Consider the following 13,905-nt stretch of genomic DNA (forward strand, 5'->3'; position numbering starts at 1 on the left):
CCCGTTGCGGGTTTTTGATGCGTTTAATGGATATCGCCATGGTTCTCTTTACAGTTTGAACGTTGAAACTCCAACATTTTTTGGAGTGTCGGTTTTGTGGTGTAATTTCAAGATTAAAATGGAATTTTTGTTCTAATTTTATTTAATTTCATGTCTAAAAATGACAATAAAAGCTAAAAAATGTTAACTTAAGTCCGGGAGGGTGAGAACCTTGAGGGAGGGTGGAGTCCTGAGGGTGCTTAGGAGGCTTCTCTCGACGCCTGAGGAGATTATAGTTGCGAGGGCTCTGGAGATTTCCCCGCCGAGGTGCCCCGAGTGCGGCTCCGCGTCGCTCGTGAGAATCGGTGGCATCGTGAAGGCGTGCGGTCTCAGAATCCAGAGGTTCAGGTGCAAGGTCTGTGGGAGAACCTTTACCGAGCTCGAAGGAACTCCACTGAAAGGTCTTCATGACATTAAATTCGCCGTCGTTGTGGCGTACTTGGTTCTTTGCCTTGGGATGGAGCCTAAAACGATAGCGAGGGTTACCGGGCGTCCGTACTCAACCGTGATGCGGCTCTCGAGAAAGGCCAGAGAAAATGAAGCTTTCTTCAGGAAACTTTTCAGGGCCCTGGGTGTTACATCTGTAACGAGGTATCCAAATCAATAACGAATTCTGTTGACTGTCCGCCTTGAATTATTCCTACGGATGGTGAGTGTTTGTGGTGTTTAGGGAAACGTTACGATTCCAGAGCTTTTAGGGTCCTTTGTCGAACCCTTACACACCTTTTGATGCCACCTGCTATTTGTACTGTTTTAGAAATTTTTTATTCAATTACGCGGATAATTGGATGTTTTCTATAACAAATATACGCAAAAATATTTAAAAACGTTACCTAATATCCAACAATATCAAAGATGGAGGGTGATGTGAAGTGGGAATCGCGGAGATAGTGATGAGCCGAAGGACGAGCGCTCTCGTTGAGCACACCTCGGAGGATATAGTGGGTTACGCCCTCGTGAGGTTCCTCCGAGATGTTGCAGAGCGTTACAACGGCTCGATGGACATAATCATAACTGACTTCGTCGATGCCCTTCCTGTGTACCTCTACCAGGCCGAGCTCCTGGGATTGGACACGGAGTTCTTCAGCGATGTCTCAGTCATCAAGGTCGGGGGCAAGATAAACGTCGGAAACGTCCTCTACAAGGTGCCGATATCGCCCTATCCTGTTTACAAGACCCGCTACGAGGATGCGCTCTCAAAGATAGTCGAGAGCAGGGCCGGCAGGGTTCAGCTCAACGTACAGCTCGGCATCGAGATGGTCATGAACCTCTTCGACAGGAAAGAGCTAATCGAGCAGATACACGACATCGGCAGGCAGATAATCCAGAACAAGGACGTAATCAACGTGGTCTTCGTCAACGTCGAGGCCGTTGAGCGGGCCTCCTCCGAGGCCCTGCCCCTCCTGAGGGTCATGTTTCCGATGGTGGTTCAGCTCAGGGGAGGCGGTGAGACGTTTACGGTGAGAAAGAGTGTTTTTCCGAGACTTAGGGGAATAAGCGGGGAGGTGTGACCTATGAACTTCCGGCGGAAGCTCCTCCTCTCCATTGCCTTTCCCCTCGTCCTCGTGCTCCTGAGTGCAATCCTCACCCAGCAGTTCGCCATGAGGGAGCTCACGAAGTCCCTGGCTTCATCGGGGGCCTCTGTGCAGTCCGCCCTCAGCTCTCACGAGCACGTTCTCTGGATGAGTGTGGGGATAATGGCTCTCACGGCCCTCGTCTCGGGAGGGATAGCCTACAGACTCATGAGTTCTGCCCTCGAACCGGTCGTCGAGGTGACGCGCGTCGCCGGTGCAATCTCGGAGGGCCGGCTCAAAGAGGCTGAGAGGATGATAGAGAGAATCCGCTACCACGAGAGGGACGAGATAGGCAGGCTCCTCGATGCCTTCAGAGTTATCTCGAGTGACGTCCTTGAGACTCTTGAGCTCATTGCTGAGAGGATGGAAAAGCTAGCGGAGGGTGACGTCTCGGAGGAGCTGACCGCCCATGCCAAGGGAGATTTCGAGGAAATTCTCAACTCGATGCGCTCTGCCATAGGAAACCTGAAGAACTTGATGTTGACGGTAAAGGAGCTGGCAACGACGTTAGAAAAGCGTGCCGACGAGCTCACGAGGATTACGTCCGAGATAAGCGAGGCTGTAAACCAGGTCGCCGAGGCGATAGGGCAGGTCAGCATTGAAGCCCAGAGACAGCAGGAGAGCATCACGATGGTTATGGACAGTGTAAACCTAACGGCCGACTTAACAAGGAAGACCATGGACGCCGTTGAGGAGTTCAGCGGTGTCGTCAGCGAGGTTCTCAGCATAGCGAGGGAAGGGGAGGAGAAGGGTGACAGGGCGATATCCCAGATTGAGCAGATTCAGAGTTCGATGCGCTCCATAAGCGAGGCCGTTTCGGAGGTCGCCGACAGGAGCAGGCGGATTGACGAGATAATAAATGCAATCAGCGCAATAGCTGAGCAAACCAACCTCCTGGCGCTCAACGCGGCGGTGGAAGCGGCCCGGGCAGGAGAGCTCGGAAAGGGATTTGCGGTCGTTGCAGATGAGATTAGGAAGCTCGCCGAGGAGAGCAAGCAGGCAGCGGAGAGGATAAAGAGCATCGTCAACGAGATTCAGGACAAGGTGGAGAACGCGGTCGTCGAGACCAGAAACGGCTCCAGGGTTATAGACGAGTCGGTGGACTTCCTGAGGGAGACGGTCGGATACCTCGTTAATATCGGCGAGCTCCTGAGGGACGTTGAGGAGCGCTTCTCCGAGCTCAAGTCTGAGATAGAGCGGACGAGCGAGGAGGTTGACGAGGCCAAGAAGGCCCTTGAGAACCTCGCCGCGAGCGCCGAAGAAACCACCGCCAGCGCCCAGCAGGTCAGCGCGAGCGCCCAGGAGCAGGCCTCCGCCCTTGAGGAGGTCAGGAGGAACATCCTCGACCTGAGGAAGATAGTCGGTGAGCTCAGGGGTGCCGTGGACTTCATAAAGGTGGAGGCCTGAGAGCATGGAGCACGTTGTCGGTGTGGACGTGATAAACGAGCTCCTCAGGGGGAGCGTGGAAAACGGCTCCGTGATGTCCATACTCTACGACGCCTATTCCCTAGGCTGGGTACTCGGCTTTGAGGTTTTCAGGGCCCTCCTCGATGAGGGCTTCTTTGGTGTTATCCATAATTATTCCCTTCCCGTCCCAAGGCTCGTCTCCAGGGCTTCCTTTGTGGGTTTAAACATCCCAGAGCTCGCCAAAAAGGATTCTCTGAGAATCGTTGATATCTTTGGTTCCAGGTACGGCATTCCCCCCGCTGACTCGTACGTTATCAAGGTGGACAACCCTAGCGAGGACACGCTGACGCCCAAGATAGAGAAGGTCTACCGGGACGTTGTGTACCCCGTCTCGGGGGGCAGGGGTATAATCAAGCTAATCTACACCCTCGACGGAGCGGTTATAATGTTTGGTGAGCGGCCGACGCTCAGACTCCTTAACTCGGAGGTGGCCTTCCTTGCAAGGGAGTCCCTCAGTCGGCGGATTTCAACTGTGCTCCTCCTCAACACGGACGTCGTCTCCGAGCGTCTCGTAGCATGGGTGTCGAGCATTTCGGACACGATGGTCGCCTTCAGGTCCAGCATAAGGGAAGACACGCTCGTTGAGAGAATGCTCATACTCAAAACACCGAGCCCGAGCTTCGAGCCGACGACCTACGAGTTCCGGCTCTCAACAAGGAACGGCAAGGTTCACCTGCTCCACTTCGAGAGGCTCAACTAGCTCAGCCAACCGAGTGTTCATCACGACTCAGCCAGTGCCGGTCTCGTCATTGCCATCCAGAGTTGGCATAGCTTTTTAAATCGCTTTCCCCAGCTTTCGGTATGAGCGAGCTGTCAACGATACTGAGTTCAGCGTTGCTGATGCTCATCATGATTGACCCGAGCGACAAGATACTCCTCGTCAGCTTCCTGCGCGAGGACTTTCAGATTGACGACATAAAGGCCCTAATCGTGAGGGCCAACCTGATAGGCTTCCTGCTTCTGGCGAGCTTCGCGATAGCGGGCCAGATAATCCTCCAGGAGATTTTCCACATCAACATAAACGCCCTGAAGGTTGCCGGGGGCTTCGTTCTCTTTAAAATCGGCCTTGAGGCCCTTGAAGGCGGTGGAATGTTCACCCTCAAGAGGGAGCGCGACATACTCGCTTTAGCGGCCGTCCCGGTCGCGATGCCCCTCATAGCCGGCCCCGCCGCTATAACCGCGGTAATAACCCTCACGGCAGAATACGGCTACCTTGTCTCACTTTCAGCGACGGCCATAGCGATAGCAATCGTTGCGCTCTCGATGTTCGTGGCGCTCTACATGATGAAATCCGTGAACAAGACCCTTCTGAGCGTCACAATCCGGATAATCGGTCTCTTCATAATGGCTATCGGTGCCCAGATGATGGTCGAGGGCGTCGTCGGGATATACCTCCTCATGACCTCGGCCGGATGAACGTCAAAACCTGCCGGGATAACCTTTTAACTTCTCCCTCCTCTCTTCCGAAAAGGTGAGAGAGATGAAGGTTGAGCGCGTTAAGGGAACGAGGGATTTCCTGCCCGAGGAGATGGCGAAGAGGAGATGGGTCTTCGAGAGGATTCGCGAGGTCTTCGAGCGCTACAACTTCCACGAGGTTCTAACTCCGACCTTCGAGTACACCGAGCTCTTCAAGCTCAGGAGCGGTGAGGAGGTTGTAAAACAGCTCTACGCCTTCCTTGACAAGGGCGGAAGGGACATCTCGCTCCGCCCGGACATGACGTCGAGCGTTGCGAGGCTTTACGTGGCCGGGTTCCAAACGGCCCCGAAGCCAATCAAGTGGTACTACATGGCCAACATGTTCCGCTACGAGGAACCCCAGAGCGGTCGTTACCGCGAGTTCTGGCAGGCCGGGGTTGAGCTCATCGGGAGCGACAAGGTTGAGGCCGATGCGGAGGTTATAGCGCTCTTCACCGAGAGCTACCTCGCGACCGGTTTGGAGGACTTCACCGTCAACATCGGCGACAGGGTTCTGCTCGACGAGTTCGCCAGGATGCTCGGCGTCAAAGACGACATCGGGCTCATGAGGCTCATAGACAAGAAGGACAAGCTTACCAAAGAGGAGTTCGTCAAGGCTTTGAGTGACTTCGGGCTGAGCGATGAAGGCGTTGAGAAGGTCCTCTCGCTGGTTGAAATCAAGGGCGAGCCGAACGAGGTCCTCCCGAAGGCCGAGGAGCTGTTCACAAGCGAGAAAGCTAAAGCCGAGATAAGGCGCCTCTACGAGCTCGTCGATTTGCTTGAAGCATACGGGGTCTCGAAGTGGATTAGGATTGACCTCGGCATAGCGAGGGGCTTCGACTACTACACGAGCGTGGTTTTTGAGGCGATAGCGCCGAACGACCTCGGAATTGGCTCGATTGGCGGTGGCGGTCGTTACGACAACCTCATCGAGGTCTTTGGCGGAAAGCCGACCCCGGCGACGGGCTTCGCGATTGGGGTGGAGAGGCTCATTCCAATCCTCGAGTGGAAGGGTCTGATTCCGGAAATCAAGCTCAGGCCCGACGTTTACGTGATTCCCATTGGCAAGGAAGTCGAGCTCAGAAAGACGGCCGTCGAGGTGGTATCTGCCCTCAGGAGGGCGGGCGTTAGGGCCGACGTCGAGCTGACCGGAAGGAAGCTGAGAAAGGCCCTTGACTACGCGGGCAGGCTTAACGTTCCCTATGTCGTCCTCATCGGGAAGAGGGACCTTGAGAACGGCAACGTCACGATAAGGGACATGGAAACGGGCGAACAGAGGGTCGTGAAGAAAGAAGGCATTGTCGAGGAGCTACTCGGGCTCCTCGGCCTCTGATTTTAATCAACCCAGTGGTGGTCCTCGTAGACGGCAACGTCCGGGCCGTAAACTGGATAAGCAGTCACGACCTCGAAGTAAACGTATCCGTCGTACTCCTCTTCCTGGATTACGGCCTTCATCTCGTCTATTCCGTAGTAGGACGCCTCGTAGCTTGGCAGGTCGTAGGTGAGCACCACCCTGTCCCCGTCGAACTCGGGGTTGCCGTACTCTATCGTCTCCTCGATTAGGTAGACCACGTCGTAGCCGTCCATGGTTTCGGGAAGCTTCCTGCCCGCCACGTACTGGCCGAGCGGGTAGAAGGTCGTTTTCTCCTTGTAGTCCCTCTCGTAGCCGAGGACGTGCCTGTCCCAGATATGCTCCTGCGCCCAGCTCGGGAAGTAGACGGGGTAACCGTAGAAGTCAACGTTGAAGTAGTAGGTCGCCGCGTAGGTGAACTCCTGGTGGTCGGTGGAGATGCTCGTCGCCTGTGCCGGGAGGGCCATGACAGCCAGAAGAACCGTCGCGATTAAAACCGCCAGCTTCCGCAACGACACCACCGCACGCAAATGCTCATCAAAGTTAAAAGGATTGCGTAGGTGCCCTCACTCGAGCCTGAACTCCCGGGCCTTCCTCCTCATCCTCCACTCCTCAAGCCTTCGAACGAAGGGACAGCGGGCGCGCCACCTCTGGAGTGCCCTCCTCAGAAACCCGCACATCTCAACCACCAGAGTTTATAAGAGGCAACCGTTAAAACCCTTTATGCCGTAGGGATGATGACTCTGGAGCCCCCTGATTGGTGACGACGTTTCGCGGGGCTGACCGGCATGAAGAGGCGCCTCTGCCGTGAGTACATAGAGGAGATTGAGAGGCTCGAGCGCTCGATTCGCGAGCTTGAGGAGGAGATAATAGAACTGAGGATGCAGTTGAAGCTCAAGGTCGACGAAGTCAACAGGCTTGCCATCGAGAACGCGAGCCTGAGGCACAAGCTTGAGATGATGGAGAGGCGCGAAAAGAGGCTTGTGGAGTTCCTCAAGAAAATGAAGGTCCCGCTAATTTACATTGATGAAGAGCAGTTCGAGGACGTCGACGTTGACCTCTCCCCGGATTCGAAGGAGTGAGGGAAAGGTTAATTAGGAGCGCCCCTCTTCTTAGGTCAGCTTAAGGGGTGAGGTTAATGAGCATGGATATGACGACTCGCATGTTCAAGGAGGAAGGCTGGATAAGGAAGCGGTGCCCCAAGTGTGGCAAATACTTCTGGACGCTCGACCCTGACAGGGAAACCTGTGGAGACCCGCCCTGTGACGAGTACCAGTTCATAGGAAAGCCCGGCATACCGAAGAAGTACACCCTCGACGAGATGCGCGAGAAGTTCCTGAGCTTCTTCGAAAAGCACGGCCACGGAAGGGTCAAGCGCTACCCGGTTCTTCCGCGCTGGAGGGACGACGTCCTCCTCGTCGGCGCTTCAATCATGGACTTCCAGCCCTGGGTCATCAGCGGTGAGGCCGACCCGCCGGCGAACCCGCTCACGATTTCCCAGCCTTCGATTCGCTTCACCGACATAGACAACGTCGGAATAACCGGCAGGCACTTCACGATTTTCGAGATGATGGCCCACCACGCCTTCAACTACCCGGGCAAGCCGATTTACTGGATGGACGAGACCGTTGAGCTTGCCTTCGAGTTCTTCACAAAGGAACTCAAAATGAAGCCCGAGGACATAACATTCAAGGAAAACCCCTGGGCCGGCGGAGGAAACGCCGGACCGGCGTTCGAGGTTCTCTACCGCGGTCTGGAAGTGGCAACGCTCGTCTTCATGCAGTACAAGAAGGCCCCGGAGAACGCCGACCCGAGCCAGGTGGTCGAGATAAAAGGCGACTACTACGTCCCGATGGAGACCCGCGTTGTGGATACCGGCTACGGCCTTGAGAGGCTCGTCTGGATGAGCCACGGCACGCCTACCGCTTATGACGCCGTTCTCGGCTACGTCACCGAACCGCTCAAGAAGATGGCCGGCGTTGAAAAGATAGACGAGCGCATTTTGATGGAGAACTCTCGCCTCGCCGGAATGTTCGACATCGAGGACATGGGCGACCTGAGATATTTGAGGGAGCAGGTTGCCAAGCGCGTCGGAATAACCGTCGAGGAGCTTGAGAAGGCCGTTAGGCCCTACGAGCTCATCTACGCAATAGCTGACCACACGAAGGCCCTAACCTTCATGCTCGCCGACGGCGTAATCCCGTCCAACGTCAAGGCCGGCTACCTCGCGAGGCTCCTCATCAGGAAGAGCATAAGACACCTCCGCGAGCTCGGCCTTGAGGTTCCGCTCGCTGAAATCGTCGCCATGCACATAAAGGAACTCCACAAAGATTTCCCCGAGTTCAAGGAGATGGAGGACGTTATCCTTGACATAATCAACGTCGAGGAGAAGCGCTACCACGAGACCCTCAAGAGGGGAAGCGACCTGGTGAAGCGCGAGATAGCCAAGCTCAAGAAGAAGGGCATAAACGAGCTTCCGCTCGAAAAGCTCATTCTCTTTTACGAGAGCCACGGTCTAACGCCGGAGATAGTGGCCGAGATTGCCCAGAGGGAAGGCATAAAGGTCGAGATTCCGGACAACTTCTACACGCTCGTAGCTAAACAGGCCGAGAAGACCGAGAAGAAGACGGCCGGAGAATACGTCGTTGACTTCGAACTTGTTAAGGACTTACCTGAGACGAGAACGCTCTACTACGAGGACCCCTTCATGAAGGAGTTCGACGCCGAGGTCGTTAAGGTCATAGATGGCTGGATAATCCTTGACCAGACGGCCTTCTATCCGGAGGGCGGAGGTCAGCCCTGCGACACCGGCGTTTTGAGGGTTAACGGCGAGGAGATTAAGGTCACGGACGTCCAGAAGGTCGGAAAGGTAATCCTCCACCGCGTTGATAAACCTGAGCTCTTCAAGCCGGGCGTTAAGGTTCACGGAAAGCTCGACTGGAACAGGAGAATCCAGCACATGCGCCACCACACGGGAACGCACGTCCTCATGGGCGCGCTCGTCAGGGTTCTTGGAAAGCACGTCTGGCAGGCAGGTTCACAGCTCCACAAGGACTGGGCGAGGCTGGACATCTCCCACTACAAGCGCATAACCGAGGAGGAGCTCAGGGAGATAGAGCGCCTGGCAAACCGCGTCGTCATGGAGAACAGGAAGGTGACCTGGGAGTGGCTTCCGAGGACCGAGGCAGAGATGAAGTACGGCTTCAGGCTTTACCAGGGTGGCGTCGTTCCGGGAAGGGTCATCAGGGTCCTCAAGATAGAGGACTGGGACGTTCAGGCCTGCGGTGGAACTCACCTGCCGAACACCGGCCTAATCGGTCCGATTAAGATTCTCCGCACCGAGAGAATTCAGGACGGTGTTGAGAGGATAATCTTCGCGGCGGGAGAGGCGGCAATCGACTGGATGCAGGAGACAGAGAGGCTCCTCAAGAAGACCGCCGAAATCTTCCGTGTCCCGCCGGAGAAGGTGCCGGAAACCGCTGAAAGGTTCTTCAACGAGTGGAAGGAAGCGAGGAAGGAGGTCGAGAAGCTCAGGAAGGAGCTGGCAAAGCTCCTCGTCTACGAGCTGGAGAACAGGGTCGAGAAGGTTGGCGATGTAGAATTCATCGGCGTCGTGGTTGATGGCACGATGGAGGACCTCCGCGAGGCGGCCAACAGACTCAGGAAGGACAAGAGGGTTGTTGTCCTCATCAGCAGGGAGGGCCACTTCGTGGTTGCAGTCGGCGATGGCCTTGACCTTAAGGCCGGGGAGCTGGCGAAAATAATAACCTCCGTCGCAGGCGGCGGCGGTGGCGGAAGGAAAGAACTCGCGCAGGGCAGGATAAAGAACCCGCTGAAGGCCGAGGAAGCTATTAACGAGGTCAAGAAGAGGCTCGGGTGAGCTTTTCTTTTCTCCCCCCTTGATTCAATCCCTTGAGGTGTCCCCAATCAAGGTCAAAACCCTAACCCGTCAGATAATCGGGCTTGCCGATGAGCTCGGCTTCAGGGCCGTTTCAGAATACCGGACGCCGGACGGCACTAGAATAGACGTTGCAATCCTTGACGGCGAGAAAAAGCTTTTGGCGATAGAGCTTGAGGCATCTTTCAAGTGGTTCCCTCAGAGGGTCCTCTACGACGTCGTTAAGGCCCACCGAGCCGGTTTTCCTGAGCTGTGGGTGGTAACGCCCTTCAATGCGAACCCGGGCTGGGTTCTCAAATACGCGGAAGAAGTCGGGCTCATCCTTAGGATAATGGGAGAAGAGAGGGTTCTTCCAGAGCTCAGGACTTTTCTCCCTTCCGGTACTTGATGTAGATGACGTCTTCAGCGTGCCAGAACGGGGCCTTTTCTCCGATGACCTTTATCTCTGGCGTGGCTTCTCCATTGACAACCTTCACCGCGAGCTCCTTGGGAAGCTGGAACTGTACGTATACTTGACTGGGGAGGCTGTCCTTGTTTACCGTTATTCTGAACGTGGTGGTCCCCCTGTAGTTTTTGTCCCCGTATCTGACCAGATAGCTCGTCCCCTCTGGGAATTTAATCGTCAGCTCAAAGGAGCTTATCTTGGGGTTTATGTGCATCGTAAAGAGGCCAAAGCCATCCTGTGTTACAAACGTAACGCTCTGGTTGTCTATGTAGAACACTTCTTTGTAGTCAATCGTAGCCGGCGGCAGCTGGGCGGTCTTGAAAGCGTACGCCACGAGTGCAATCGTGATAATTGCCATAATAGCGAGGGCCTTGTTCATCTCTGTCACCCGAAAAACTTTGTTTCAGCAGGTTATTAACGCTTTTGTGTAGGTGATTACGCCGAAAAAACGAAATTAAAGACCGGTTGGCTCGTCTATGAAGAAGACGCTGAGCCCGAACTTCTCCCTGATGAGCTCCATAAGGGCCTTAACTCCCAGCGTCTCCGTCTTGTAGTGGCCCGCAACCAGAACGCTCTGGGGCAGGTCGAGGGCCGTCAGATAGTCCGCGTGGCCGAATTCGCCTGTGATGAGGAGGTCTATTCCCTTCCCGTAAGCTTCTTCCAGCGCAAAAGCGCCTGCCCCGCTTATCGCGCCGACAGTTTTAACCTCTCTCCTCCCGAACTCGTAGGTTCTGACGGTCGTGTCGAGCTTCTCCGCTATTATCTGGGCCACCTTCTCAATCGGCTGTGGCTCCTCGAACTCACCGTAGAAGCCTATGCTCAGGCCCCTGTACTCACCGAAAGATCCCCTGGGCTCCAGACCGAGGAGTTTGAGCAGGCCGACGTTGTTGCCGACTCCCGGGTGCGCATCGAGGGGCAGGTGGGCGGCGTAGAGGTTCAGGCCGTTTTCGATTAGCGCCTTCAGGCGCTTGTAGTGGATACCTGTTATATAGTTAAGACCTCCCCAAATCATTCCGTGATGTACTATCAGCATGTCGGCCTTTCCCTTAACGGCTCTCTCGATTGTTCTGAGCGTCGTGTCAACGGCAAACGCTACCCTCTCAACCTCGTCCTTTCCCTCCACCTGCAGTCCGTTGCTCGACTTGTCAGGGTAAGCCGAAACCTGAAGGTACTCGTCGAGGAAAGCGACCAGCTCGTTGCGGTTCATCTTCTCACCTCTATTCACCTGGTGAATTATTCAGTAACTGAATATGTCCCACAAACCCTTTTAAAACCCCGCCCTACATCGAGCGAGAGGTGTCGCTATGGATGAGAGATTCCAAGAGGCAGTTAGAGAGCTTGCGAGACTCGTGATGGAGGGCGAGATTAAGAGCAGGGACGAGCTCAACCGCTGGAAGATTAAGGTGGCGAGAAAGTACCATCTCTCAAAGATTCCGGGCAACTCGGACATCCTGAAGGCAATTCCGGAGGAGAGGCGCGAGGAGTTCAGGGATTTGCTGAAGAGAAAGCCCACGAGGACGATAAGCGGAGTGGCAGTTGTCGCTATGATGACGAAGCCGTTTCCCTGCCCTCATGGCAGGTGTATCTACTGTCCCGGCGGGCCGAGCGTCGGTTCGCCCCAGAGCTACACGGGAAGGGAGCCTTCCGCTTTGAGGGCAATCCAGAGCGCCTACCACCCTTACATCATCATGATGCGCAGATTAAAACAGCTCACCGACATAGGCCACGACGTTGACAAGGTCGAGGTCATAATCCAGGGCGGAACCTTTCCGGCGGTTGATTTGGACTACCAGGAGTGGTTCATAAAAGAGGCCTTCAAGGCGATGAACGATTTTCCACACTTCAAAGAGGTAGAGAACCTTGAAGAGAAGCTGATTAGGCTGATAGTGAAGAAGGACGAGTCCGTTTTTGAGGAGGACCCGAAGTTCCGCGAGGCGTGGCTCAAAACCCACTCCAAACCCTACTACTACCTTGAAGACGAGCAGAGGAAGAACGAGAAAGCTAAGGTCAGAATGGTTGGCCTTACGATAGAGACAAGGCCCGACTGGGCCTTCGAGAGGCAGATTGACAGGATGCTCAAGCTCGGAACGACGCGCGTTGAGCTGGGCGTTCAGACGGTTTTCAACTTCATCCACGAGAGGACCAAGCGCGGTCACGGCGTCGAGGAGATTGTTAAGGCCACACAGCTCCTCCGCGATGCTGGCTTGAAAATCAACTACCACATAATGCCCGGTTTACCGGGGAGCAACTTCGAACGCGACCTATACACCTTCAGAACGATTTTCGAGGACCCCCGCTTCAGGCCCGACATGCTCAAGGTTTACCCGACGCTCGTAACCAAGGACGCCCCCCTCTACCGCTGGTGGAAGGAAGGTAAATACCACCCCTACCGCACGGAAGAAGCCGTTGAGCTCCTCGTTGAGGCTTACAAGCTCTTCCCGAAGTGGGTTAGGGTAATGAGAATCCAGCGCGACATTCCCGTTCAGCTCATCGTTGACGGCGTCAAGCACTCGAACCTCGGTCAGCTGGTCTTCAACGAGCTTATCAAGAGGGGTATAAGGCCGAGGGAGATTCGCTTTAGGGAAGTCGGCCACATGATGGAGAAGTTCGGAATCCAGCCGGAGGTTGAGCATATAAAGCTCCTCCGCGAGGACTACGAGGCATCTGGCGGAAGGGAGATTTTCCTGAGCTTTGAAGATACCAAGAACGACATACTGATAGGCTTCCTGCGCCTCAGGATTCCGAGCGAAAAGGCCCACAGGAAGGAGATAAACTGCTGTCCCTCGGCGATAGTCAGGGAGCTCCACGTTTACGGCCCGCTCGTGCCGATTGGCGGGAAGCCGAGGTACGAGTGGCAGCACAGGGGTTACGGAAGGGAGCTTCTGGTCGAGGCTGAAAGAATCGCCCGCGAGGAGTTCGACGTCAAGAAGATGCTCGTAATCAGCGGCGTCGGCGTGAGGGAGTATTACAGAAAGTTCGGCTACCGGAAGAACGGACCCTACGTCGCGAAGAGGCTCGATAGGGGCTACGCCGAATATAAAAAGAGCAGGGAGTTCGACGCGCACCTGAACACTTAAGCTGGAACCCCGCTTTGTTCGCCTCCTGCCTTCGCCGCCAGCGCTATCGCGATGAAGTTGGCACCGCTCATTATGAGGTCAACGGACACGAACAGTCCAATCGCCCAGAGGCTCGACCAGGGCCACTGGAGCACTATCAAGGCACCGAGGAATATCGTCAGGACTCCAGAAAGTGTCATCAGCGCCCATTGGCTCACATCTCTGTTCTGGAAGGCAACGCCAATCCTTATCGCGCCTATTGCAATCAGCGAGAACCCGAGGACGAGCGTTAGTATTGTCGTCGCAAGAACGGGGTTCTCAAGGGTCGCTATGCCGCCGATGACGTAGATAACGCCCATGAGGATGTGCAGGCCCCTGCTCTTCCAGTCCCTGGCCTTCGCTATTCCCTGCACAATCTGGAGCGCTCCTGCGACGAGCATGAAGGCTCCGAAGATGGCAACGCTCGTTATCGTCACCAGTGGCAGGAGGAGCAGGCCGGCGAATCCAAGGGTTACGAAGATTATTCCAAGGCCCAGCAGCCATGCCCAGTTCTTCTTGAGCTCGCCGTACTCCATTCTACCACCCCCAAGTTTTTTCACAAAAAGTAACTTTAACTGCTT

Annotated in this window: 15 protein-coding genes; 10 read left to right on the top strand and 5 right to left on the bottom strand. The window is 55.3% G+C overall.

The genetic code is table 11. The features are described 5' to 3' along the window. Nucleotides 1–202 precede the first annotated feature (202 nt). From CS910_RS02085 to hisS, 6 genes are all read left to right on the top strand, one after another. Complete coding sequence (locus CS910_RS02085) at nt 203–646, top strand: IS1/IS1595 family N-terminal zinc-binding domain-containing protein (RefSeq protein ID WP_145955333.1); 444 nt, start codon at nt 203–205, stop codon at nt 644–646. A 265-nt stretch (nt 647–911) separates the two neighbouring features. Then, entirely contained in the window at nt 912–1,550 is a 639-nt protein-coding gene (locus CS910_RS02090; protein WP_223211913.1) for a DUF257 family protein, read from the top strand. 3 nt (nt 1,551–1,553) lie between these two features. Continuing rightward, nucleotides 1,554–3,020, top strand: a complete 1,467-nt coding sequence (locus CS910_RS02095; protein WP_099209512.1) for a methyl-accepting chemotaxis protein — start codon at nt 1,554–1,556, stop codon at nt 3,018–3,020. Nucleotides 3,021–3,024: 4 nt separating this feature from the next. Next, the gene (locus tag CS910_RS02100; RefSeq protein WP_099209513.1) at nt 3,025–3,780 is read left to right on the top strand and encodes a hypothetical protein; all 756 of its coding nucleotides are present in this window, start codon (nt 3,025–3,027) and stop codon (nt 3,778–3,780) included. A gap of 101 nt (nt 3,781–3,881) precedes the next feature. Continuing rightward, nucleotides 3,882–4,496, top strand: a complete 615-nt coding sequence (locus tag CS910_RS02105; protein ID WP_099209514.1) for a MarC family protein — start codon at nt 3,882–3,884, stop codon at nt 4,494–4,496. A 64-nt stretch (nt 4,497–4,560) separates the two neighbouring features. Then, the gene (gene hisS, locus CS910_RS02110; protein ID WP_099209515.1) at nt 4,561–5,868 is read left to right on the top strand and encodes a histidine--tRNA ligase; all 1,308 of its coding nucleotides are present in this window, start codon (nt 4,561–4,563) and stop codon (nt 5,866–5,868) included. Nucleotides 5,869–5,870: 2 nt separating this feature from the next. Here hisS and CS910_RS02115 read toward each other — a convergent pair whose 3' ends face one another. Both CS910_RS02115 and CS910_RS12125 read right to left on the bottom strand, forming a co-directional pair. After that, the gene (locus CS910_RS02115; protein ID WP_145955334.1) at nt 5,871–6,407 is read right to left on the bottom strand and encodes a hypothetical protein; all 537 of its coding nucleotides are present in this window, start codon (nt 6,405–6,407) and stop codon (nt 5,871–5,873) included. Between the two features lie 45 nt (nt 6,408–6,452). Continuing rightward, nucleotides 6,453–6,575 carry a hypothetical protein gene (locus CS910_RS12125; protein ID WP_262926577.1) on the bottom strand — a complete coding sequence of 41 codons (123 nt, stop codon included), beginning with the start codon at nt 6,573–6,575 and terminating at the stop codon, nt 6,453–6,455. 99 nt (nt 6,576–6,674) lie between these two features. Between CS910_RS12125 and CS910_RS02120 the strand changes: the two genes are divergently transcribed. From CS910_RS02120 to CS910_RS02130, 3 genes are read left to right on the top strand one after another with little or no spacing between them, the layout of a single operon-like run. Further along, entirely contained in the window at nt 6,675–6,968 is a 294-nt protein-coding gene (locus CS910_RS02120) for a hypothetical protein (RefSeq protein WP_099209517.1), read from the top strand. Between the two features lie 56 nt (nt 6,969–7,024). Further along, nucleotides 7,025–9,766: an alanine--tRNA ligase gene (gene alaS / locus CS910_RS02125; RefSeq protein ID WP_099209518.1), complete on the top strand. Its 2,742-nt coding sequence runs from the start codon at nt 7,025–7,027 to the stop codon at nt 9,764–9,766. 37 nt (nt 9,767–9,803) lie between these two features. Then, nucleotides 9,804–10,172, top strand: a complete 369-nt coding sequence (locus CS910_RS02130; protein ID WP_099212369.1) for a hypothetical protein — start codon at nt 9,804–9,806, stop codon at nt 10,170–10,172. On the opposite strand, the gene CS910_RS02135 is transcribed toward CS910_RS02130, so the two are convergent. Together CS910_RS02135 and CS910_RS02140 are read right to left on the bottom strand one after the other, a co-directional pair. Continuing rightward, entirely contained in the window at nt 10,144–10,608 is a 465-nt protein-coding gene (locus CS910_RS02135; protein ID WP_099209519.1) for a hypothetical protein, read from the bottom strand. The two genes, CS910_RS02130 and CS910_RS02135, sit on opposite strands and share 29 nt — an antisense overlap. Before the next feature lie 75 nt (nt 10,609–10,683). Continuing rightward, nucleotides 10,684–11,436: a Nif3-like dinuclear metal center hexameric protein gene (locus CS910_RS02140; protein WP_099209520.1), complete on the bottom strand. Its 753-nt coding sequence runs from the start codon at nt 11,434–11,436 to the stop codon at nt 10,684–10,686. A gap of 97 nt (nt 11,437–11,533) precedes the next feature. On the opposite strand from CS910_RS02140, the gene CS910_RS02145 reads away from it, so the two are divergent. Then, nucleotides 11,534–13,306, top strand: coding sequence for a tRNA uridine(34) 5-carboxymethylaminomethyl modification radical SAM/GNAT enzyme Elp3 (locus tag CS910_RS02145; RefSeq protein ID WP_099209521.1), 1,773 nt, complete (start codon nt 11,534–11,536; stop codon nt 13,304–13,306). Here CS910_RS02145 and CS910_RS02150 read toward each other — a convergent pair. Beyond that, nucleotides 13,303–13,860, bottom strand: coding sequence for an HdeD family acid-resistance protein (locus CS910_RS02150; protein ID WP_099209522.1), 558 nt, complete (start codon nt 13,858–13,860; stop codon nt 13,303–13,305). The genes CS910_RS02145 and CS910_RS02150 overlap by 4 nt on opposite strands. Nucleotides 13,861–13,905: the final 45 nt, after the last annotated feature.

Origin of the sequence: Thermococcus henrietii, from assembly GCF_900198835.1 — an archaeon.
In the GTDB taxonomy this organism is placed as follows: Archaea; Methanobacteriota_B; Thermococci; order Thermococcales; family Thermococcaceae; genus Thermococcus; species Thermococcus henrietii.

Bases quoted from the DNA above. Each gene is read 5' to 3' on its own strand.
- CS910_RS02105 (WP_099209514.1), top strand. From the start codon at position 3,882: ATGAGCGAGCTGTCAACGATACTGAGTTCAGCGTTGCTGATGCTCATC.
- alaS (WP_099209518.1), top strand. From the start codon at position 7,025: ATGAGCATGGATATGACGACTCGCATGTTCAAGGAGGAAGGCTGGATA.
- CS910_RS02095 (WP_099209512.1), top strand. From the start codon at position 1,554: ATGAACTTCCGGCGGAAGCTCCTCCTCTCCATTGCCTTTCCCCTCGTC.
- CS910_RS02120 (WP_099209517.1), top strand. From the start codon at position 6,675: ATGAAGAGGCGCCTCTGCCGTGAGTACATAGAGGAGATTGAGAGGCTC.
- hisS (WP_099209515.1), top strand. From the start codon at position 4,561: ATGAAGGTTGAGCGCGTTAAGGGAACGAGGGATTTCCTGCCCGAGGAG.
- CS910_RS02145 (WP_099209521.1), top strand. From the start codon at position 11,534: ATGGATGAGAGATTCCAAGAGGCAGTTAGAGAGCTTGCGAGACTCGTG.
- CS910_RS02140 (WP_099209520.1), bottom strand. From the start codon at position 11,436: ATGAACCGCAACGAGCTGGTCGCTTTCCTCGACGAGTACCTTCAGGTT.
- CS910_RS02100 (WP_099209513.1), top strand. From the start codon at position 3,025: ATGGAGCACGTTGTCGGTGTGGACGTGATAAACGAGCTCCTCAGGGGG.
- CS910_RS02135 (WP_099209519.1), bottom strand. From the start codon at position 10,608: ATGAACAAGGCCCTCGCTATTATGGCAATTATCACGATTGCACTCGTG.
- CS910_RS02150 (WP_099209522.1), bottom strand. From the start codon at position 13,860: ATGGAGTACGGCGAGCTCAAGAAGAACTGGGCATGGCTGCTGGGCCTT.